The sequence below is a fragment of the Pseudomonas sp. RT4P38 genome, from assembly GCF_054897765.1.
Window position 1 is genome coordinate 1564713 of sequence record NZ_CM142703.1, and the last position, 20777, is coordinate 1585489.

19 protein-coding genes are annotated in these 20777 nt (G+C 59.7%); 7 read left to right on the forward strand and 12 right to left on the reverse strand.

The genetic code is table 11. The features are described from left to right. Positions 1–7: 7 nt before the first annotated feature. The 4 genes from ACYZT7_RS07180 to ACYZT7_RS07195 all read right to left on the reverse strand — a co-directional run bounded on the left by ACYZT7_RS07180 (position 8) and on the right by ACYZT7_RS07195 (position 6369). Positions 8–1072: an imelysin family protein gene (locus tag ACYZT7_RS07180; RefSeq protein ID WP_462040484.1), complete on the reverse strand. Its 1065-nt coding sequence runs from the start codon at positions 1070–1072 to the stop codon at positions 8–10. 26 nt (positions 1073–1098) lie between these two features. After that, a complete protein-coding gene (locus tag ACYZT7_RS07185) occupies positions 1099–2526 on the reverse strand; it encodes a di-heme oxidoreductase family protein (RefSeq protein WP_462040485.1) in 1428 nt (475 codons plus the stop codon). 282 nt (positions 2527–2808) lie between these two features. Then, positions 2809–4155 carry an imelysin family protein gene (locus tag ACYZT7_RS07190; protein WP_462040486.1) on the reverse strand — a complete coding sequence of 449 codons (1347 nt, stop codon included), beginning with the start codon at positions 4153–4155 and terminating at the stop codon, positions 2809–2811. Between the two features lie 162 nt (positions 4156–4317). Continuing rightward, complete coding sequence (locus ACYZT7_RS07195; protein WP_462040487.1) at positions 4318–6369, reverse strand: putative bifunctional diguanylate cyclase/phosphodiesterase; 2052 nt, start codon at positions 6367–6369, stop codon at positions 4318–4320. Between the two features lie 1095 nt (positions 6370–7464). Between ACYZT7_RS07195 and ACYZT7_RS07200 the strand changes: the two genes are divergently transcribed. Further along, positions 7465–7731, forward strand: a complete 267-nt coding sequence (locus ACYZT7_RS07200) for a DUF6124 family protein (protein WP_449646041.1) — start codon at positions 7465–7467, stop codon at positions 7729–7731. A 90-nt stretch (positions 7732–7821) separates the two neighbouring features. Here ACYZT7_RS07200 and ACYZT7_RS07205 read toward each other — a convergent pair whose 3' ends face one another. The 3 genes from ACYZT7_RS07205 to ACYZT7_RS07215 all read right to left on the reverse strand — a co-directional run bounded on the left by ACYZT7_RS07205 (position 7822) and on the right by ACYZT7_RS07215 (position 9602). Further along, positions 7822–8418: a superoxide dismutase gene (locus tag ACYZT7_RS07205; protein WP_462036200.1), complete on the reverse strand. Its 597-nt coding sequence runs from the start codon at positions 8416–8418 to the stop codon at positions 7822–7824. Between the two features lie 175 nt (positions 8419–8593). Then, positions 8594–9193, reverse strand: a complete 600-nt coding sequence (locus ACYZT7_RS07210; RefSeq protein ID WP_461969062.1) for a LysE/ArgO family amino acid transporter — start codon at positions 9191–9193, stop codon at positions 8594–8596. 7 nt (positions 9194–9200) lie between these two features. Then, entirely contained in the window at positions 9201–9602 is a 402-nt protein-coding gene (locus ACYZT7_RS07215; RefSeq protein ID WP_462040488.1) for an ACT domain-containing protein, read from the reverse strand. Between the two features lie 96 nt (positions 9603–9698). Here ACYZT7_RS07215 and ACYZT7_RS07220 point away from each other — a divergent pair, with 96 nt between their 5' ends. From ACYZT7_RS07220 to ACYZT7_RS07230, 3 genes are all read left to right on the forward strand, one after another. Then, on the forward strand, positions 9699–10592 hold the full coding sequence (locus ACYZT7_RS07220) for a LysR family transcriptional regulator ArgP (RefSeq protein ID WP_462040489.1): 894 nt from the start codon (positions 9699–9701) through the stop codon (positions 10590–10592). Between the two features lie 54 nt (positions 10593–10646). Next, complete coding sequence (locus tag ACYZT7_RS07225; protein ID WP_462040490.1) at positions 10647–11639, forward strand: NAD-dependent epimerase/dehydratase family protein; 993 nt, start codon at positions 10647–10649, stop codon at positions 11637–11639. Positions 11640–11757: 118 nt separating this feature from the next. Continuing rightward, positions 11758–12633, forward strand: a complete 876-nt coding sequence (locus tag ACYZT7_RS07230; RefSeq protein ID WP_462040491.1) for an ATPase — start codon at positions 11758–11760, stop codon at positions 12631–12633. 145 nt (positions 12634–12778) lie between these two features. Here the strand turns inward: ACYZT7_RS07230 and ACYZT7_RS07235 are convergent, their stop codons facing one another. Both ACYZT7_RS07235 and pobA read right to left on the reverse strand, forming a co-directional pair. After that, the gene (locus ACYZT7_RS07235; protein ID WP_462040492.1) at positions 12779–14296 is read right to left on the reverse strand and encodes an MDR family MFS transporter; all 1518 of its coding nucleotides are present in this window, start codon (positions 14294–14296) and stop codon (positions 12779–12781) included. 79 nt (positions 14297–14375) lie between these two features. Beyond that, a complete protein-coding gene (gene pobA, locus ACYZT7_RS07240) occupies positions 14376–15560 on the reverse strand; it encodes a 4-hydroxybenzoate 3-monooxygenase (RefSeq protein ID WP_462041757.1) in 1185 nt (394 codons plus the stop codon). A 188-nt stretch (positions 15561–15748) separates the two neighbouring features. On the opposite strand from pobA, the gene ACYZT7_RS07245 reads away from it, so the two are divergent. Continuing rightward, entirely contained in the window at positions 15749–16645 is an 897-nt protein-coding gene (locus tag ACYZT7_RS07245) for a helix-turn-helix domain-containing protein (RefSeq protein ID WP_462040493.1), read from the forward strand. A 9-nt stretch (positions 16646–16654) separates the two neighbouring features. Here ACYZT7_RS07245 and ACYZT7_RS07250 read toward each other — a convergent pair whose 3' ends face one another. After that, positions 16655–16831 (reverse strand): hypothetical protein, encoded by a 177-nt coding sequence (locus ACYZT7_RS07250; protein ID WP_283189005.1) that lies wholly within the window; start codon positions 16829–16831, stop codon positions 16655–16657. A 127-nt stretch (positions 16832–16958) separates the two neighbouring features. Then, a complete protein-coding gene (locus ACYZT7_RS07255; RefSeq protein ID WP_462040494.1) occupies positions 16959–17864 on the reverse strand; it encodes a LysR family transcriptional regulator in 906 nt (301 codons plus the stop codon). 114 nt (positions 17865–17978) lie between these two features. Between ACYZT7_RS07255 and ACYZT7_RS07260 the strand changes: the two genes are divergently transcribed. Continuing rightward, positions 17979–18860 (forward strand): MBL fold metallo-hydrolase, encoded by an 882-nt coding sequence (locus ACYZT7_RS07260; protein ID WP_462040495.1) that lies wholly within the window; start codon positions 17979–17981, stop codon positions 18858–18860. A 71-nt stretch (positions 18861–18931) separates the two neighbouring features. After that, positions 18932–19546, forward strand: a complete 615-nt coding sequence (locus ACYZT7_RS07265; RefSeq protein WP_462040496.1) for an NAD(P)-dependent oxidoreductase — start codon at positions 18932–18934, stop codon at positions 19544–19546. Positions 19547–19747: 201 nt separating this feature from the next. Here the strand turns inward: ACYZT7_RS07265 and ACYZT7_RS07270 are convergent, their stop codons facing one another. Next, positions 19748–20629: a LysR substrate-binding domain-containing protein gene (locus ACYZT7_RS07270; protein ID WP_415757681.1), complete on the reverse strand. Its 882-nt coding sequence runs from the start codon at positions 20627–20629 to the stop codon at positions 19748–19750. Positions 20630–20777: the final 148 nt, after the last annotated feature.

The following is a 20777-nucleotide window of genomic DNA, read 5'->3' on the forward strand; positions in this document are numbered from 1 at the left end:
GCCCTCATCAGTCACCGTCGTTGGCGTTGAAGCCCAGTTGGATGCCCAGCGCCTTGGCCAGTTCGCCTTCGTGCAGGCGGTGGACGACGTTGAGGCTGTCGTAGATGTCGTTGAGTTGCTGGCGACCGGCGTCATCGCCGAGCATTTCGGTCAGCGAGCGCTGGTTGCTGGCGAACAGTTTCAGGGACGACGCGTAAGCGGCGTCGATCTTGTCGGCCAAGGGTTTTTGCTCGTTTGGCAACAGACCGCGCAGGCCTTTGTTGTCGACACCAACCCAAACGGTTTGCGCTGCAGCCAGGCTGGCTTCCAGACCTTGCAGCGAGGACTTGCTGCGCCAGGCGTCGGCCTGGAACGGCTGAGGAATGCCCTTGCTCTGACGGCCCATCGGCGTGCCGAGTTTTTTCTTCAGGGAGTCCAGCGCGGTGACTTGCACGCGCAGCAGGTCCGCGATCGCTTCGTGGGAGTCGGCGTAGCGCTGGTTGGGGAATTTGCTCATCTGCGCGAGCATGCCGTCGTTGGTGTTCCAGCGCGACAGGATCTCTTCGGCCAATTGCTTCTGACGCTCGCCAATGGCGCTTAGCAGCGGGCAGTACTTGGCTTTCTGGGCGCTGTCGGCCATGTCGATCTTGCTGTCGAACAGGATGTATTCATAGGCGGAGAGGCCCTGAACCACCACGCTCGATTTGGTCAGGGAGGCGGCATCGATCTGCGGCTGCGCGGTGACCAGTTGCTCGACCTGACGGCCCACGAGGTTTTTCTTGTCCGGCCAGAACTGCACCTGCCACGAACGGTTGCCCTCGGCCAGCGGGCCGATCAGCAGCGGTTGCAGCTCGGCCCAGGCTTTCTGCGCATGCAGGAAGTCGGCACGGGCGGTGTCGAGGTTTTCCTTGCCTTCGCAGAAGGCCAGGGCGCTGACCGCCAGTTGACGGTCGGCTTCTACCCAGCGGCTGTAGGTCGGCAGGATCACTTGCTTGGCGATGGCCGCCGAGGTAACGGCCTGCGGATCCTGAGGCGAACAGGCGCCCAAGGCTAGCGCGGCAAGGCTGGTGAACAACAATTTGGGACGGAACATGTCGGGCTCCCGCTATGGAATACGTATTAAAGGGAATTCAAAAACGCCAGCAACGCAGCGCGCTGCTCGGCATTGAAAGACAAAACCTGTTGCTGCGCCGCTTTGGCTTCGCCGCCATGCCAGAGCACGGCTTCGAGCAGATTGCGGGCGCGGCCATCGTGCAAAAACTGGGTGTGGCCACTGACCGCCTGCGTCAAGCCGATGCCCCACAACGGCGGGGTGCGCCAGTCGCGGCCGCTGGCCTGGAATTCGGTACGGTTGTCGGCCAGACCGTCGCCCATGTCGTGCAGCAGCAGATCGCTGTAAGGGCGAATCACTTGATCGGCCAGTTCAGGTTCGGCGGCGTTGGCGGCAGTGGTGTATTTCGGGGTATGACAGGAGTGGCACCCGGCCTGGAAAAACAGATTCTTGCCGGCCAGCACATCGGGCGCGCTGACATCCCGACGTGCTGGTACGGCGAGATTACGGCTGTAGAACAACACCAGACGCAGGATGTTATCGCTGACTTCCGGCTCGCCATCCGAGCCATTGCCATTGCGCGCCTGCTTGCAAGCGGCTTGCGTGTCGGTGCAATCATCAACGGGTCTCAGGCTTGTGGTGAGGCCCATGTCACCGGAAAACGCATGAACATTTTGCTGATTGAGGTTTGGTTGGCCGGCCTTCCAGCCAAATCGCCCGAGAACGGTTTTTTGCTGCGCGTCATCCCAGACCCGGTTCGGACGCCCGGCGATGCCGTTTTTGTCTTTTGCCTGAGCCTCGGCATTGGCCAGGATCGCCTCGTCGGGAATCGCTTCGAGCAGACCCAGGCCAATCATTGGCGGTGCAACCCTGGCCGAGAAACGCGTGTCAGGGTGCATCGGGCCGTAGCCGAGCTGGGTGATCTGCAACGTCGGCTTGCGCAACTCGACTTCGGTGCCGTCCTTGAAACGAATCGGAACGGGCGTGTAATCGACACGCACTTTGCCTTCCGGGACGACACCGGGCACGGCCATGTCCTGGAATTGTCCGCCGTAGACCGGCTCCGGGACGACACCGAGTTGCTTGATGACGTTGGCATACGCCGGCGTATCGGGAATCGACAGGCGCACCAGCATCGACACGGCATTTTGCGCATCAGGCGTGGGCGGGTGACCGCGGCCGTCCTTGATGTGGCAGTTCTGGCAGGCGTTGGTGTTGAACAACGGGCCGAGGCCATCCCTGGCGGTGGTGGTCGACGGGGCGATCACCCAGGGATTGCGGAAGAAGCTGTTGCCGACGCTGAAGTCCACGCGCCGTGACGGTGGCAGATTGGCGGACGGCAGGGAAAACGAGTTCTGATCGGTCTTGCGCACGGTCGCGCTGCCACCGGACCGGGCTTCACCGGGTTCGGCTTGGGTAAAACGCGGGGCGTCATCGCAGGCACTCAGGCCCAGGGCCAGCAACAGTGCGGACAAGCGAAGAGGCAGTGAGGGCATCAGACATCCTGCAAGACGAGCAAAACAAGGGGCGCAAAGTCTAACAGGGCAGGGGAGATTGAATAAGAGGAATTATCGTTTGGTTGATGTGGGGCAGGGTTTATCAGGAAACCTCAATTCCCTGTGGGAGCGAGCTTGCTCGCGATTGCGGTTTTACATTCAGCATTTAAGTTGACTGACACGGCCTCATCGCGAGCAAGCTCGCTCCCACAGGGGGCTGTGTTTGGCAGATATGAAAAAGGCGACCCGAAGGTCGCCTCTTAGTCACTCAGCCAGTGTTGATCAGAATTCGTGATCAGCGTTGTCCGGGTTCAGGTCGCTGATGCCCAGTTTGCCAGCGGCGGCTTCGATCGAACCGGTCTGCTTGACCAGGGAAGCGATAGCGTCGCGCACGATCTGGTTGCCAGCAGTGTTGCCGGCAGCGATCAGCTGGTCGTAGTGCTCACCCTTGTTGGCGTGATCGACGATAACCTGCATCTTCGCTTCGGTCGCCGCCAGGTCGGCTTTCAGCGCAGCGTCGGCAGCCGGGTCGGCCTTGGCTACCAGGGACGACAGGCTGGCGCCGGTCATTTTGGTGCCGTCGACGCGGGTGTACTCGCCCAGGTACACATTACGAATGCCTTTGGCATCGTAGAACTGCGAGTTGTGGGTGTTGTCGCTGAAGCAGTCGTGTTCGTCTTCCGGGGAGTTGGCTTCCAGGGAAACCTTCATGCGCTCGCCCGCCAGTTCGCCCAGGGACAGGCTGCCCATGCCGAACAGCATTTTGCGCAGGCCGCTTTCGGCAGGCTCGGCTTCCAGAGTGGCGCGGTAGTTGTCGGCCACATTCGGCTTCCAGTTACCGACCATTTCTTCCAGGTCGCTGACCAACAGTTGGGTCACGGACTTCAGGTAAGCGCGACGACGATCGTTATGACCGCCGGTTGCGCCTTTGCCTTCCAGGTAGTCGGAAGCTGGACGGTTGCCGGCGCCAGGCCCGGTGCCGTTCAGGTCCTGGCCCCAGAGCAGGAATTCGATGGCGTGGTAGCCGGTGGCAACGTTGGCCTCGGAACCACCCAGCTCGTTCAGGCTGGCGAGTTTGGCCGGGGTGATGTCTTTCACGTCGATCTTGTCTTCGCCGACCTGAACCTGGGTGTTGGCGATGATGTTGGCCGTGGCGCCCGGGTTACCCAGTGCGTGCTCGTAGGATTTGTCGACGTAGTCGATCAGGCCTTCGTCCAGTGGCCAGGCATTCACCTGACCTTCCCAGTCGTCGATGATGGTGTTGCCGAAGCGGAACACTTCGCTCTGCAGGTAAGGAACGCGGGCAGCGATCCAGGCAGCCTTGGCAGCTTTCAGGGTGTCGGCGTTCGGCTTGGCGAGGAAGGCGTCGACGGCGGTTTGCAGGGTCTTCGCGGTAGATTCGGCATCGCTGTAAACGGCGAAGACGATGTCGGCGTAATGCGCGACAACGGCTTTGGCAGCGGCTTCGTCGACTTTACTGGCAGCGGCAGGTGCAGCAGCCGGGGCCGTGGTGCTGGCGGCCGGAGTCGGTGCCTGCGCAGCGACAGCTTTGTCTTTGCCTTCGCCACAACCGGCGAGGGAAATAGCGATGGCCAACAGACTGGCGGTAGCCAGAGGCATACGAATCATGGCGAACATCCTGCTTCGAGAGGGGGTGGAATGGCGCAGCAAGCGCGCAAAGCTGCGACATAATGCAAATCTTTCGCATTATGTGTAAAGGGTTGTGCCTGGAAATATTTCTTATTCACGAAACGGTTGCGCTGGATCAACGGTCCACACGCAACCGATCTTTCAGAGGATGGCCGCGTTACTGCGCTGAGCCTGTTTCAGATACGCGCTCAATTCCCGCGCTTGCAGCGGCTTGCTGTAGAAATAGCCCTGACCTTCGTGACAGCCTTCGGAGATGATGTAGGCCTCTTGCTCGGCGGTTTCCACGCCTTCGGCAATCACCTGCATGCCCAGGCTCTTGCCCAATTGGATGATGGCCCGAACGATGGTCGCATCGTCGTCGTCATCGAGCAGGTCCTGAACGAAGCTCTTGTCGATCTTGATCTTGTCCAGCGGCAGGCTTTTCAGATAGCTCAAAGACGAGTAACCGGTGCCGAAGTCGTCGATCGCGATCAGCGCACCGGAGCGGCGCAGGCTCAGCAGGTGCTGGGCGGCCGTGCTGATGTCTTCCATCAGCCCGGTTTCGGTGACTTCAAGCTCCAGGCTGCGGGGCGGCAGGCGGTACATCTGCAGCAGATTGTTGACCACCCGTGGCAACTCCGCGTGGTGCAGTTGCACCGTAGACAGGTTCACCGCCATGCGCAGGTCGACGAAACCCTGGTCATGCCAGTCGCGCAATTGCTTGCACGCCTGATCCAGCACCCACTCACCGATGGCGATGATGGTGCCGTTCTGCTCGGCCAGGGGGATGAACAAGTCTGGCGGAACCAGCCCGTGCTCGGGATGTTGCCAGCGAATCAGCGCCTCGACACCCACCACACGGTGATCGCGATAGCTGATCTGCGGCTGGTAGACGAGGTAGAACTGGTCACGGGCCAAGGCGTCGCGCAGGTCTTTTTCCAGCTCGCGACGGCGACGCATTTCGGTGTCGACGCTGGCGATATAGAACTGATAACGGTTGCGTGAGCGAGTCTTGGCCAGGGTCATGGTCTGCTCGGCTTTTTGCAGCAGTTTTTCGGTGCTGTCACCGTCCTCGGGGAACAGGGTGATGCCGATGGTGGCGCGCAGGCGAATCTCTTGATGATCGAGGGCGAACGTCGCTTCCAGGTCATCGAGAATGCTTTGGGCCAGTTCGGCCGCTTCGTAGGGTTGTTCGATATCGGCCTGAACCAGGGCGAACTGGTCGCCGCCAAGGCGGGCGAGGGTGCCGAGGCGTCCGCTGTGAGCTCGCAGGCGATCAGCGAGGGCCAGCAGCAGTTGGTCACCGGTCTGGTAGCTGAATTGTTCGTTGATGCCCTTGAAGTCGTCCAGGCCGACCACCAATACCGCGACCCGACGTTGCAACTTGCCGGCGTCTACCAGGATTTTGTCCAGTTGCTGTTGCAATTGCTGGCGGTTCGGCAGACCGGTGAGGAAGTCGTACTGGGCCATGCGTAGCAGGCTGTTTTCCGCTTCGTGGCGCAAATGGGTGTTGCGCTCGATGGACTCGAGCAACTGGTTGGCGGTGTTGATCCAGATCCCCAGTTCGTTCTTTTCATGCCCCTTGAGCAGCGGGATTTTGTGTGCGCTGGGGCGATCCGGATTGATTTCCGTGAGATGTTCGATGATCCGCGACAGCGGCTTGGTCAACAGCCAGTGATAGACCAGGTACAGCACCAGCCCCATGGCCATGGCACGCAACACGCCGGAGATGAAGATGATCACCGAACTGACGATGAAACCCTGGCCATAGGTGGCGGTGTCGAGCGTGATGCTCAGGTCTCCGTAATACTCGCTGTAAGGGCCGCGACCCACCAGTTGGGTGGTGAAGGTGCGTTCCTTGCCGAGGATCAGGTCGGTCAGCCAGCGACTGCCGGAATGCTGCAACTCGCGAGACTTTTGCGCGAGCATGGTTTCGTTGGGATGGCCAATGGAAGCCTTGCGGACAGCGTCGTCTTGAAACAGGCCTTCGATCACCTGCATGCCCATTTCGCGGTCCAGGCTGTAGACGGCCTGTGTCGAGGGGTCGCGGAACATGTCGAGGATGCGTTGAGCATCACTGGCCACGGCCTGGCGTGTTTTATAGGCATCGAAAACGATCTGCGCGCAGCTCAAGACCACGCCGACGATCAATGCCGACAGGAGCACGACCCGGAGCAACTTCACCGACAAGCTGTTCTTGAGTTCCAGCTTCAAAGAGTCATTCCTTGTTCCGTGCGGGTAGCGTCAAGTTGCCATGAGTATTGGCAATCCGGTGATGGCAGTCAAAGGGACAATCAATCACTTAGGGTTTTGCCTGTAGCTTGGCCGAAATGCTGTCGTTTGGAGTATTTGCGCTATTTGTACTGTGTCGGTTGTTGAGTCCTTCAACTTGAGGGGGATGTGGACATATTTTCCGTTTGGTTGATGTTAGACGGCTGTGGCGTTGGGGCAAGGGGCTGAAGGCTGGTTTCATCGTGGGAAATTGCCCTGGTTTCTGCGGATGCACCCGGTGTACATATCCATTCCTGCGGTAACGGCCACTAATGGTTTCGCCCTTACGGCAACTCCCTTTGGCAAACGCCGGAGTGCCGGCCCAGCCCAAAGGAAGCAAAGGTCTCGCCCCGAGCGTCCGGCCCCTCGCTAGGGCTCGGCGTTCCCTCGCTCCGGTATTCATCCGGGGACACTGCCCTCCGGTCTGCTTCGCGACGACCTACATGCAGCGTGTTCGACGGCGTCGAACGGCGCTGCGAACACCTCCACTCAGCCTCCCGAAGGGGCGGGTGGATCACGATCAAGAGCTGCAGGCGAGCTAACGCTCGGCCTGTCGAGTGGTGAGAAGCGCTGACAGCCGACCAATCTCTTTCTGCCAAACATCCATCCCCTGTGGGAGCGAGCTTGCTCGCGATGACGGCAGCACATTCAACATCTTTGTGACTGACAAACCGCTATCGCGAGCAAGCTCGCTCCCACAGGTTCCGCTTTTGTGTTTATTGAACTGTAAAAACGCCAGACCTTTCCCACACAGTTTTCAGGTTGCCTGTTGGACGCGGGGTCAATAACCTTTTGGCTGTCGCTGAAAATCAGCGATCGGGAGTGAGATCCCCGACTAAGCAATTGGAAACCAGCGCTAGGCCCTCCATAATTGCCGCCAGCTCCAGGCTGTCCGCAATTGTTTTATGGCGGCTGTGTGCGGGCGGACTTCAGTCCGGCCGGGTTCCTTTTGCCGGTGATCTCACCCTGCACATAGCTGCCACCTCTTCTTCGAGTGAGATCGGGAATCGATGGCTCCAAACTCAAAAGGAAATGTAAGTGGATAAGTTAATCCCCGATCCCCCCTTCAACACCACCAAACCCTACAGTCCCAACACTATGTTCATGATCGTCCCGGACATGGATACCGAATCCCTCCTGGCCCACGCCTGTGAGTCATTGGCCTCGGCGAGTGTCATGGCCAGTGATCTCGCCACCTACCTGACCGGCTCCCAGCGCAGTACGGCGCTGGCCATCGCGCAGATCGTCATGTTGGCGGACTTGGCCGTGAATCGGGCGTTGGATATCGTCGACCCGCAGCAATAGGCGTTCCGATGAAGACGGCCTGACAGGCCACACATTTCCAGCGCCCAAAAAAAACCCGGCAAAAGCCGGGTTTCTTAACGGGCGTCGATCTTAAGCGGTGAAGGTTTTGCCTTCGAACTGCTCAGCCACGAATTTCCAGTTGACCAGGTTCCAGAACGCTTCGACGTATTTTGGACGAAGGTTGCGGTAGTCGATGTAGTAGGCGTGTTCCCAGACGTCGCAGGTCAGCAGCGGGGTGTCGCCGCTGGTCAGCGGGTTGCCGGCGCCGATGGTGCTGGCCAGGGCCAGGGAACCGTCAGCCTTTTTCACCAGCCAGCCCCAACCGGAACCGAAGGTGCCGATGGAAGTCTTGCTGAATTCTTCCTTGAACTTGTCGAACGAACCGAAGGCTGCGTTGATGGCGTCGCCAAGCGCGCCGGTTGGTTGACCGCCGGCGTTTGGCGCCAGGCAGTTCCAGTAGAAAGTGTGGTTCCAGACCTGAGCGGCGTTGTTGAAGATACCGCCCGAAGAAGATTTAACGATTTCTTCCAGGGTCTTGCCTTCGAACTCGGTGCCTGGCACCAGGTTGTTCAGGTTCACGACATAGGTGTTGTGGTGCTTGTCGTGGTGAAATTCCAGAGTTTCCTTGGAAATGTGCGGCTGCAGGGCATCGTGTGCGTAAGGCAGCGGCGGCAATTCGAAAGCCATGATGATTCTCCTAATCAGGTCAGTTGCGGTGAGCGCAAGGCCGATCACGGGCGGCCAGACATGCGCCGGGGAGTTTGTACTCTTTGCGGCGCAGGGATCGGATCATAGCACCGGGGGTGCGGCATAACCACGCAACAACTGTGTGGAATAGAGGTTCCAGAGCCTTTTGGAATAATCAGCCAGCGATTAATTGAAAGGCCACTGCAAACATCATCACCGCTACCAACAGATCGAGAATCCGCCAGGTGCTTGGCCGGGCCAACCATGGCGCCAGCCACGCCGCGCCCAGCGCCAGGGTGAAAAACCACAACAACGACGCACTGGCCGCCCCAACGACATAAGCGCCGGGCTCTGTCTGTTGTGCGCCGAGGGAGCCGATCAGCAGCACCGTATCCAAATAAACGTGCGGGTTGAGCAAGGTCACGGCCAGCGCGCTGAGCATTACCGCTCGCAGCGAACGCACGGTCTGGTTTTCACCTTGTTGCAGGCTCTGTTTCGAGCAGGCCCGACGCAACGCCAGGCTGCCATACCAAATCAGAAACGCCGCGCCACCCCAACGGGCGAATGCCAGCAACGTCGGGTTCTGCGCCAGCACCGTCGCCAGGCCGAATACCCCGGCGGCCACCAGCAAGGCATCGCAGGTCACGCAGAGTGCCGCCACGGGCAGGTGATGTTCGCGCCTAAGGCTCTGAGCCAACACAAACGCATTCTGAGTGCCGATCGCCATGATCAGCCCCGCGGCCACCAACAGGCCGTTCACATAACTTTGCCACATAAGATGTTTACTCCGCGTTGGCCGCCAGGTCCCGCAGCACGTGCAGGGCGTGTTCGGCATCGGCCTGGCCGACGAATAGGTGGTCGTGGTAATAGCCGGCAATCACGTTGCAACTGATGCCGGCCTGGCCTAATGCCGTGGCGAACGCGGCGGTCAGGCCGACGGCTTCGAGGGCCGAGTGCACGTTCAAGGTGATCCAGGCCGCGACGTAGTCGAAACTGAAGCCGGCCTTCTCGGCGTGGGAACGTTCCAGAATCACGGTCAGACCTTCCTGCTCGCGAAAGCTGCCGACAATTTCAAGGCCCGCTGGCAAATTGCCGTCGCGCAGTGTGCAGAACACGTATTCGCCGACGTTAAGGTGCGGGCTCATGCTGCGCAGCAGGGTTGCCAATGAAGTTTCGCCAGCCATGTCGATGATCCTTGTTGAAGAGTTCTTGCTGGCCATTCTCCGGTGCAAAGCTGTATAAGAAAAACCAATCATGCTGATCGCTCATTAGGAAAACTGATGTTCGACTATAAATTGCTTTCTGCCTTGGCTGCGGTGGTTGAGCAGGCCGGTTTCGAACGTGCTGCGCAGGTGTTGGGTTTGTCCCAGTCGGCGATCTCTCAACGCATCAAATTGCTCGAGGCGCGGGTCGGTCAACCGGTGCTGGTGCGGGTTACACCGCCGGCGCCCACCGAAATCGGCCGACGACTGCTCAACCATGTGCAGCAGGTGCGTTTACTTGAGCGGGACTTGCAAACACTGGTGCCGGCACTCGACGAAGAAGGCCTGCCCGAACGCCTGCGCATCGCTTTGAATGCCGACAGCCTCGCCACGTGGTGGGCCGTGGCGGTCGGGGATTTTTGCGCGCAACAGCATCTGCTGCTTGATCTGGTGGTCGAAGACCAGACCGTCGGCCTCAAACGCATGCGCGCCGGTGAAGTCGCGGCGTGTGTCTGCGCCAGTGAGCGACCGGTGGCCGGCGCGCGAAGCGTTTTGCTGGGGGCCATGCGCTACCGTGCGTTGGCCAGCCCGGCATTTATCGCCCGGCATTTTCCTGAAGGTGTACGTGCCGATCTGTTGTCGAAAACGCCCGCACTGGTGTTTGGCCCGGACGATTTCCTACAGCATCGCTACCTCGCGTCCCTCGGCGTAGAGGGAGGATTCGAACACCATCTATGCCCCTCGTCCGAAGGCTTCATCCGCCTCACGGAAGCGGGACTCGGTTGGGGCCTGGTACCTGAACTGCAAGTGCGCGAGCAACTGGAGCGCGGCGTATTGGTGGAGCTTCTGCCAGATAAGCCGATCGATGTGCCGCTGTACTGGCATCATTGGCGCAATGGCGGTCAGTTGCTCGGGTTACTCACCGATCAGTTGGTGCGTTCGTCGAAGCAATGGCTGGTGCCGTTGGACTGACGGGCAGCGTCAAGACCTCCCGCAATACGCAAAACGAAATATTCGGAGCAATTCATGAAGATTCTGGTTACCGGCGCAAGCGGCTTCATTGGCGGGCGCTTTGCGCGTTTCGCCCTGGAGCAAGGCCTGGACGTGCGGGTCAACGGCCGCCGGGCCGAAAGTGTGGAGCATCTGGTACGCCGCGGCGCCGAGTTCATCCAGGGAGACTTGAGCGACCCGGAACTGGCGCGCGACCTCTGCTCAGACGTCGAAGCCGTGGTGCATTGCGCCGGTGCGGTCGGTTTGTGGGGGCGTTATCAGGACTTCCATCAAGGCAACGTGCAGGTCACCGAAAACGTGGTCGAGGCCTGTCTGAAACAGCGGGTTCGGCGACTGGTGCACTTGTCGTCGCCGTCGATCTACTTTGATGGCCGCGATCACCTGGGACTGACCGAAGAACAGGTGCCCAAGCGCTTCAAGCATCCCTATGCCGCGACCAAATACCTGGCCGAGCAAAAAGTTTTCGGCGCTCAGGAGTTCGGCCTCGAAACCCTGGCCCTGCGCCCGCGTTTTGTGACGGGGGCCGGCGACATGAGCATCTTCCCGAGATTGCTGAAAATGCAGCGCAAGGGACGGCTTGCCATTATCGGCAACGGTCTGAACAAGGTTGATTTCACCAGCGTGCAAAACCTCAATGAAGCGTTGCTCAGCAGTTTGCTGGCCAGTGGTTCGGCCTTGGGCAAGGCCTACAACATCAGCAACGGCACGCCGGTGCCGTTGTGGGACGTGGTCAATTACGTGATGCGCAAGATGGATGTCCCACAGGTCACGCGCTACCGTTCCTACGGCTTGGCCTACACCGTAGCGGCGCTCAACGAGGGGGTGTGCAAGGTGTGGCCGGGTCGTCCCGAACCGACCCTGTCGCGCCTGGGCATGCAGGTGATGAACAAAAATTTCACCCTGGACATCAGCCGCGCCCAGCATTATCTGGACTACGATCCCAAAGTCAGTCTCTGGACCGCCCTTGATGAATTCTGCGGCTGGTGGAAGGCTCAGGACATCCGCTGACACTCAAGCACCCACCGCAACACTGAACCGAGTTCGCAGATGACGGTCAATCGATGCGGCAGTGGGGGTTATACTGCGCCGCATCAAGCCATCACCGCGTTCCACAAAGGTTGACTCAATGTCCATGCGTAACGATGCCAACGACGACTTCGACGATGTACCGAGCCTGCGTGCCAAAAGCCTCGACGACGATGATTTTCCGACCACCGCTCGCACCTCCGTACATTCGCGGACCGCGCCAGTAGTCAAAGTCAAAAGCGCGAGCACCGGCCCGCTGTGGGCATTGGTGGGGGCCTTGTTCTTTGCTTTTGCAGGTCTTGCCTGGTGGAGCTTTCAGCAGCTCTCGCTGATGGAACAGCAATTGGTGGCGACCCAGGAAAGTTTCGCGCGTATCAGTGAGGATGCGGCGGGGCGCTTGCAGGACATTTCCGGCAAGGTTGTAGCCAGCCAGACCAACGTCAGCAGCGACAGCGAAGCCTTGAAGCTGCAAATCAAGCAGCTGGAAAGCAAACTCCAGGATCAGAGCAAACAACAGCAAGGCGTTGCCGGCCAGACTTCGGAGCTGGACAAGCGCCTGGCGCAGATGACCGCTCAGACCACCGAGCTGGACAAACGCTTGGCGCAGATGACCGCTCAGACCACTGAGCAACAGACCGCCACCATTCAATTGCAGGCTCAGGTCAAAGTCTTGAACAGCGATGTGGCCGTGCTGAAAAGCGCGCCGGCGGACACAGACAAATTCGACGCACAGCTGAAAAGCCTCGGCGCCGACATCGTCGCGCTGAAGAAGCAAGGCAACCCGAGCGCTGCCATCGAGCGTCTGGAGCAGGAAGTCATTGTGCTCAAAAGCGAACAGGACAATCGCCCGCCCCCTGCCCAAGGGGCGACCAACACCGCCGAATTCGACGCCTTCCGTGGCCAGGTCACCCGCAACATCAACACCCTTCAGGCGCAGATCCAGAATTTGCAGCAGCAGCTCCGCGCCCGGCCTTGAGCCATGAATCATTGCCGGATTCATGATCGTTCCCACGCTCTGCGTGGGAATGCCTCAATGGACGCTCTGCGTCCGCTTCGGCAGGGACGCGGAGCGTCCCGGGCTGCATTCCCACGCAGAGCGTGGGAACGATCGGGCGGAGGGGTTATTGGACTTTGTCTTCCCGCCCACGCAACACCCTATTCGGCATGGCAATCGCCGCCGCCAGCCCCAGCAGCGACACCGCCGCGCTAACCATCAGCAAATGTTGAAAGGTCAGCAGCAGTTCGGCGCGCAAGGCGTTCTGCGCATCCCCCGGCGCGGCGTTCAAGCCGTCGAGCAGCACATTCCCCGAGCTGCCCTCGGCAATCATCGAAGAGCCTGCCAGGTGGGCGAAACTTGAGTCCTGCAACAACGCCAACAGCAGTGCTGACATCAACGCCACACCCACCGCGCCGCCCAAGGAACGGAACAGGTTGGTGGTGCTGGTGGCGACGCCGATATCCCGCTGTTCCACCGAGTTCTGCGTTCCGACCAGGGAAGTCGGGAATTGCATGCCGCTGGCGATCCCGCTGAGCAACATAAACAGACTACTGAGCACAATTGCCTGGGGAGGACTGAACGCCATACCAAGAATCGCGATCGGCATAAGCAGCGCGCCGGTCAGGATCATTGGTTTGTAGCGCCCGGTCACTGAGGTACGGCGGCCGGCGAAATAGGCGCCGATCGGCAAACCTATCGCCAGCGGCAACAGGTGCAACGCGGCGCTGTCGGCCCCGGCGCCGGTAACGCTCTGGAAGCGCAGCGGCATCAGCACAATCAGCGAGATCGCCTGGAAACTGGTGAAGAAAATCGTGCACCAGCACAGGATTGCATTGCGATTGGCGAACAGATGCATCGGTAGCAGCGGCTCCCGCGCCCGGCGTTCATGCCAGACGAACAGCGCCAATACCAACACTGCACAACCGAGCAGGCCCAGCACTTCGACGCTGCGCCACGAATGGCCCTGGCCGACCTGGGTGATGCCCAGCAACAAGGCGGTCAAGCCGATGATCATCAGCAACGTGCCGAGGTAATCGATGATCGGTTTGCGTTGTGGCACTGGCAAACCCACCAACGTGCGATTGGCCACCAGCCAGGCACCGAGGCCCAACGGAAGATTGATCAAGAACACCCAACGCCACGACAGGTACTCAGTCATGTAACCGCCGAGTACCGGGCCGGCCACGCTGGCCACTGCATACATGCTGCTGAAATAGCCTTGATAGCGGCCGCGTTCCCGGGGCGGCACGATGTCGCCGATGATCGCCTGGCTGACCGAAATCATTCCGCCAGCACCAATGCCTTGAAGAATCCGCGCCAGCACCAGTTGCTCCATGCTCTGGGCCATGCCGCAGAAAAACGAAGCGACCGTGAACAACCCCATGCCAAACAGCATCAACGTGCGACGACCGTACAGATCGCCCAGTTTGCCGTAGATCGGCACGGCCACCGTCATCGCCACCATGTAGCCGGAAATCACCCAGGCCAGCAGGCTGACGTCCTTGAATTGTGCGGAAATGGCCGGCATCGACACGGCGACGATGGTCTGGTCCAGCGCGCCCAGAAAGATCGCCAGCATCAGGGCGATCAACACGCTGCGAATGGCCGGTTTGGTCGCTTCAGGCTGGTTGAGATTGGTCACGACTTAAAACCTGCGGGCAATGATTGACCCGCAAGCGCAAGGCGAGCGGGGATGCTCGCCAGTGTAGGTCGGTAGCAGGCTATTCGATAGCCTCGTAAGGAAGACCGACGTAATTTTCTGCAATGGTTTTTCTGCCGGCCTCGGAGTCGACGAAGTACGCCAGTTCTGACTCGGCGATGCGCTGGCTGAAGGCGTCGTGATCATCGAAGCGGTGCAGCATCGAGGTCATCCACCAGGAAAACCGTTCGGCTTTCCACACCCGGCGCAAACAGACCTCGGAGTATTTCTCCAGCAAATCCAACCGACCCTCTCGGTAAACCTTCAGCAGAATAGTGAACAGCGTACTGACGTCGCTCGCCGCCAGGTTCAGGCCCTTGGCGCCAGTGGGCGGGACGATGTGCGCGGCGTCGCCTACCAAAAACATCCGCCCGTACTGCATCGGTTCGACGACAAAACTGCGTAACGGCGCGATGCTTTTTTCGATGGAAGGTCCAGTGACCAACGACGCTGCCAACGCGCAAGGCAGACGGGATTTGAGTTCATCCCAGAAGCGCTGATCAGACCAGTTCTCGACGTGCTCGTCGGCCGGTACCTGAAGGTAATAGCGAGTGCGGGTGGCCGAACGCATGCTGCACAGGGCAAAACCGCGCTCATGCCGGGCGTAGACCAGCTCTTCGTGAACAGGCGGTGTGTCAGCGAGGATGCCGAGCCAGCCAAACGGATAGACCCGCTCAAACACTTTCAGGCACTCGGCAGGAATCGACTGCCGAGCCACGCCATGGAAACCGTCGCACCCGGCGATGTAGTCGCAATCGAGTCGATACAGCTCGCCGTCCTTCTCAAAAGTCACGAACGGCTCTTCGGTTTTCATCCCGTGAGGAATGACGTTGCTTGCCTCGTAAATCGTCTGCGCACCGGCCTCCCGACGAGCGGCCATGAGGTCGCGGGTGACCTCGGTCTGACCATAAATCATCACCGTTTTGCCACCGGTCAGGGCTTGCAGATCAATGTGTACGCGGCGTGCGTCGAGGGCCAGTTCGAAGCCTCCATGGACCAGCCCTTCGGCGTCCATCCGCTGACCCACCCCGGCCTGGCGCAACAGCTCTACCATGCCTTGTTCGAGGACGCCGGCACGGATTCGCCCGAGCACATAGTCCGGGGTCTGGCGTTCGAGAATGAGGGTGTCGATGCCGGCGTTGTGCAGCAATTGGCCGAGCAGTAAACCGGACGGACCGGCGCCGATGATGGCGATTTGGGTTTTCAGCGTTTTCATTGTTTTTATGACTCGCAAGCTTCACGCGACCAAGGCCGGTGAGTAATTTTTATGGATCGAGTGCTTGCATTTTTCTCTCGCGAGTCTGTCAATTGAAGGGGAAAACTGAGCCGATACCTGTACATTCTGCCAATCGGTGCGATTATCGCCCGCTTACCCCCGAGGCCTGGATTGAAGTGATGAACAAGCCTGACCTACCTTCGATTCCAGTGTTCAAGCTCTACGGTGAAAGCCTGGATTGGCCGACCCCGGACTTGCTGCACTGTGAAACCATTTCCAAACGCAGCCGCGAACACCAATGGGAAATCAAACCCCATCGCCACGCCGATTTGTGCCAGTTGCTCTTCGTATTCAAAGGTCAGGCAGAGCTTGAAATCGAAGGCAAACGTACGCAGCTGACCGAGCCGGCGATCCAGATCCTGCCACCGCTGTCCGTTCACGGCTTCCGGTTTTCCGAGGACGTCGAAGGCTTTGTCGTGACCCTCGCTGCGCCGCTGGTCGCCCATCTTCAGGCACAACTGGGCAACACGGTGAACGCCCTGGCCCAGGCCGAAAGTTATCCGGCGGGCAAGGAAGGCGACTACCTCAACAGCCTGTTTTCAGCGCTGCAAGACGAATACACCGGTCACCAACCGGCTCGCGAAATGCTCATGCATTCGCTGGTCAGCGTGATCATGGTGTGGGTCAGCCGCCAGGTGATTTCCCGTCGCAACGCCAGCCAGCGTCCGCATCGTGCCCGGGAATACCTCAACGGTTTTATCCAACTGGTGGAAGAGACCTATCGCCAGCACGTCAAGGTCGAAGACCTGGCGCATCGGCTGGGGATTTCGGTGTCCCACCTCAACGGCACCTGCCGTGAGCTGGCGGGACAACCGGCGTTGCAGATCATGCACGAGCGTCAGTTGCTGGAGGCCAAGCGCTTGCTGACCTACACCAGCATGACCATTTATGAGATGTCCGACGTGTTGGGGTTCTCTGATCCGACCAACTTCACACGCCTGTTCCGACGTCGAGTGGGGATCTCGCCCAAGGCATTTCGTGACCGTTTGAAGGCCGATCAGGATAACGAGGCCTGATCCCCTTCGTCACTTGAGGGCGTTGAGGGTCGCGTTGTGGGGAATGCAGCGCTCGAAGTTGCAGCTCGCGTATTCACGGGGCATTTGCCGCAACTGCTCGACGCGCCAGGCTGCGGTGCCATACAGCGCGAGCGTGGCCGCGCAGGTGATGAAAATGGCGAGATATCTTCTTGTTTTGATGTTCATGGCGTTGACCTCTGAACGAATACCCTTCGGTACTCCTCTCAGCATAGGTCAGCGCCAGTGAGTTGCCAGTGAAGCGGCTTTCGCATGTAACCCGGTATTCAGAACACTGATATCTCCTGTGATCCCCTTAAAGCCCCACATCCCACGCCGGCTCTTCCGGAAATCTGAGCACCAGAAAATCCAGCATGCTGCGCAGCGTCGCCGGCATGTGTTTGCGTGAGGCATACACCGCGTAGACATTCATTTGCCGAGGTTCGGCGTGGGGTAGCAGGCGGATCAGTTCGCCGCTGTGGATATGCACGCCGGCCTGATAACTGGGGAGCATCGCCACCCCGGCGCCGGCCATCGCCGCGCGCAATAGTGTGCTGGCTTCGTTGGCGCTGATGTTGCCCTGCACCGGCACTGACACCGGCTCACCGTCCTCCTCGAAATGCCAGAGGCTTTTGCCGAAGTAGGAGTGGGTCAGGCAATTGTGCTGGCTCAAGTCCTCGACCCGCAGTGGCGTCGGGTGCTCGAGCAGATAAGCGGGGGAGGCGCAGATCACCGAGCGGCAGACCGTCAGCCGCCGCGCAATCAGGTTCGGGTCCAGGTCGTTGCTGGTGCGAATCGCCAGATCAATGCGCTCATCCACCAGGTTCACCGTGCGGTCGAGCATCTGCAGGTCGATGCTGACGCCGGGGTAACGTTTGACGTAAGCGGTCATGGCATCCGCCAGTTGTGCCTGACCGAACGACGTGCTGACGCTGATCCGCAGCAGGCCGCGCGGCGCATCGTCCGGCTCGCTGACGGCGGCTTGCATGTCCGTGGACAGGTCGAGCATCTGCCGACAGCGGGGCAGGATTTCACTGCCAGCGGCGGTCAGGCTCAACTTGCGCGTAGTGCGGTGCATCAGGCGTGCGCCGACCCAATCCTCCAGCTCCGCCAGATAGCGCGAAACCACTGGCCGTGACAGGTCCAGATGATCGGCGGCGGCCGACTGGCTGCCGAGGTCAACCACCGTGACGAACACCCGCATTGCTTGTAGACGATCCATCATTTGCCCACTTTCAGAAACAAACTATGTTCCAGCATCGCATTTTTTGTACTGAGTCATGCAACTAAGCTCTGTCCCATCGCCAAGCATGGCATTCGGACAACGGAGCAACAGATGATCGGCTTCACCTCGCTTAAACGTATTTTGCTGGCCACCGCCACCCTCGGTTTCGCCGCCCACGTAGCGGCTGCATCGACCCTGACCCTGGATGTCTACAATCCGGGCGACAAGGCGATCTTCCCGGTGACCTCGGTGTTGGTCAGCGGCGAGAAAGACGCGATTTTGGTGGATGCACAATTCGGCAAATCCCAGGCCGAGCACGTGGTCGAAAAAATCCGCGCCAGCGGCAAGCAACTGACCACCATCTACATCAGCCACGGCGACCCGGATTACTACTTCGGCCTCGACACCCTGACCGCCGCATTCCCCAAAGCCAAAGTGCTCGCCTCGCAGCCGACCGTCGATCACATCAAAAAAACCGTCGACGGCAAACTGGCGTTCTGGGGCCCGAAAATGGGCACCGACGTACCGGCCAAAACCATCGTGCCGGATGTACTCAAGGGCGACAGCCTGATGCTCGAAGGGCAGAAGCTGCAGGTGATGGGTCTTGACGGCAAGCAACCGGATCGCACCTTTGTCTGGATTCCGTCGATCAAGGCCGTGGTCGGTGGCGTCGTCGTCGCAGAAAACATTCACGTGTGGATGGCCGACACCCAGACGCCGCAGTCCCATGCCGATTGGCTGACGACGCTGCACGCCATCGAAACCTTGAAGCCGACAACCATCGTGCCGGGTCATTACCTGGGTGAGAGTGCCCGTTCGGTGGCCACTGTGCAGTTCACCGCCGATTACATCAAGGCTTTCGACGAAGAAACCGCCAAGGCCAAAGACGCCGCCGCGCTGATCGCCGCGATGAAAAAACGCTACCCGAAGGTGGGTGAAGAAAGCTCGCTTGAACTGAGCGCCAAAGTCGCCAAGGGCGAGATGAAGTGGTAACCCGCTGTAACTGATCGTTCCCACGCAGAGCGTGGGAACGATCAATACACCCAAGCCAACTGGAGAACGTCATGAGCAAGATCGCAATCATTGGTGCCACCGGTCGTGCCGGCAGCCAACTGCTGGAAGAAGCCCTGCGTCGTGGTCACAACGTTACGGCCATCGCCCGCGACACCTCGAAGATCGGCCAGCGTGCCGGTGTGGTCAGCAAAAATGTCGATGCGCTCGACGCCGAAGCCTTGCAAGCGGCAGTCGCTGGCCATGACGTGGTGATCAGCGCTGCGCACTTCACGACGCTTCCTGCCAGCGCCGTTGTCGGTCCGGTGAAAAAGGCCGGCGTGAAACGTCTGCTGGTGGTGGGCGGTGCCGGTTCGCTGTTGCTGCCGGACGGAACCCGCGTCATCGACAGCGAAGGATTTCCGCAGGCGTACAAGGCTGAGGCGGGTGCAGGCGCTTTGTTTCTTGAAAACCTGCGTCAGGAAAAGGAGCTGGACTGGACCTTCCTGTCGCCGTCGGCGGAGTTTGTTGAGGGTGAGCGTACGGGGACGTTTCAGATCGGCAAAGATGATTTGCTGGTGAGTAGCGAAGGGCGGAGCTGGATCACCTTTGCTGATTATGCGATTGCGATGTTGGATGAAGTGGAAGCGCCGAAGCATTCACGGCAGCGGTTCACCGTCGGTTATTGAGCTGAAAACCACCCCTCACCCTAACCCTCTCCCGGAGGGAGAGGGGACTGACCGAGGTGTTCTTTCGAGTTACATCGACCTGAAATTCCGAGTCGAGTTCAGGTTCTGAAAAGCATGCAGATCGGCCCCCTCTCCCCTCTGGGGCGGTCCGACGTTTCGGGAGGGCTGGGGTGAGGGGTGGGTCTAACTGACACACCACTTTCACCGCGCCTGAGCCTGCTCCACCAACCACCCCATCAATTCCCTTAACTTCGGCGAAGGTCCGGGTTTCTCGGGGAAAACCAGGTAATATGCCAGCCCTGTCTTCACCTTCAATTCAAACGGCATGACCAGCCGCCCGGCACTCAAATCATCACCAATCAACGACCAGTCCCCGATCGCCACGCCGGTCCCTTGGGACGCCATCGACATCGCCAGATCCAGTGTTTCGAAATGCTGACCCTTGCCGACATTGCTCAGGCGAATATCAGCCGTTGCCAGCCAGGCCTTCCAGTCTCGTTCATCCCGGGTCGGGTGCAGCAGCATGTGCTGCTCCAGATCTTCCGGCGTCAGCAGCGGCACCGGACCTTCGAGCAGGGGTTTGGAACAGACCGGCGTCAGTTGTTCGTCAAACAGCCGATGGGACGCCAGTGAGGTGTCCGGTGGCACGCCATACACCACCGCTGCATCGAACTGCTCGCGATGAAAGTCCACGCCGTGTTTGACCGTGGTGGTCAATTCCACCGGCACATCCGGGCGCTCCCTTTGCCACTGCAACAGCCGCGGCAACAGCCAGCGCATGACACACGTCGGGGCCTTGAGTTGCAGGGTTTCGCGCTTCTCGCCGATCTGCTCCACCGCCTCGTCGATCAAGCCGAAAATCTGTTGCACCCGTGGCAGCCACTCCCGTCCTTCGGCGGTCAAGTCGAGGCCGCGAGCCTGGCGGATGAACAGTTCATAACCCAGATGTTCTTCCAGCCCGGCGATCTGCCGACTCACCGCACCTTGGGTGATGTACAGCTGTTCGGCAGCCCGGGTGAAGTTGCAGCACTGCGCGGTGATCAGAAAAGTGTGCAGCGCCGGCAGGGGAGGCAGTCGTTTCATTGGGATCCAAGGTATGACGTGAGGACATGGCTAGTATGACTTTTTATCCATTGTTGCGGCTACGTGTCGCCCGTTCCAATGAGGCCATCCCTGGACCTGCCCACGCATCATAAACACTGCGCAGGCCCGGCGTCTCAAACGAACAAGA

Coding starts and splice junctions, on each gene's coding strand:
- ACYZT7_RS07265 (WP_462040496.1), top strand. CDS start 18,932: ATGAGCAAGATCGCAATCATTGGTGCCACCGGTCGTGCCGGCAGCCAA.
- ACYZT7_RS07225 (WP_462040490.1), top strand. CDS start 10,647: ATGAAGATTCTGGTTACCGGCGCAAGCGGCTTCATTGGCGGGCGCTTT.
- ACYZT7_RS07205 (WP_462036200.1), bottom strand. CDS start 8,418: ATGGCTTTCGAATTGCCGCCGCTGCCTTACGCACACGATGCCCTGCAG.
- ACYZT7_RS07220 (WP_462040489.1), top strand. CDS start 9,699: ATGTTCGACTATAAATTGCTTTCTGCCTTGGCTGCGGTGGTTGAGCAG.
- ACYZT7_RS07260 (WP_462040495.1), top strand. CDS start 17,979: ATGATCGGCTTCACCTCGCTTAAACGTATTTTGCTGGCCACCGCCACC.
- ACYZT7_RS07180 (WP_462040484.1), bottom strand. CDS start 1,072: ATGTTCCGTCCCAAATTGTTGTTCACCAGCCTTGCCGCGCTAGCCTTG.
- ACYZT7_RS07270 (WP_415757681.1), bottom strand. CDS start 20,629: ATGAAACGACTGCCTCCCCTGCCGGCGCTGCACACTTTTCTGATCACC.
- ACYZT7_RS07185 (WP_462040485.1), bottom strand. CDS start 2,526: ATGCCCTCACTGCCTCTTCGCTTGTCCGCACTGTTGCTGGCCCTGGGC.
- ACYZT7_RS07215 (WP_462040488.1), bottom strand. CDS start 9,602: ATGGCTGGCGAAACTTCATTGGCAACCCTGCTGCGCAGCATGAGCCCG.
- ACYZT7_RS07245 (WP_462040493.1), top strand. CDS start 15,749: ATGAACAAGCCTGACCTACCTTCGATTCCAGTGTTCAAGCTCTACGGT.
- ACYZT7_RS07190 (WP_462040486.1), bottom strand. CDS start 4,155: ATGATTCGTATGCCTCTGGCTACCGCCAGTCTGTTGGCCATCGCTATT.
- ACYZT7_RS07230 (WP_462040491.1), top strand. CDS start 11,758: ATGTCCATGCGTAACGATGCCAACGACGACTTCGACGATGTACCGAGC.
- ACYZT7_RS07210 (WP_461969062.1), bottom strand. CDS start 9,193: ATGTGGCAAAGTTATGTGAACGGCCTGTTGGTGGCCGCGGGGCTGATC.
- ACYZT7_RS07255 (WP_462040494.1), bottom strand. CDS start 17,864: ATGGATCGTCTACAAGCAATGCGGGTGTTCGTCACGGTGGTTGACCTC.
- ACYZT7_RS07250 (WP_283189005.1), bottom strand. CDS start 16,831: ATGAACATCAAAACAAGAAGATATCTCGCCATTTTCATCACCTGCGCG.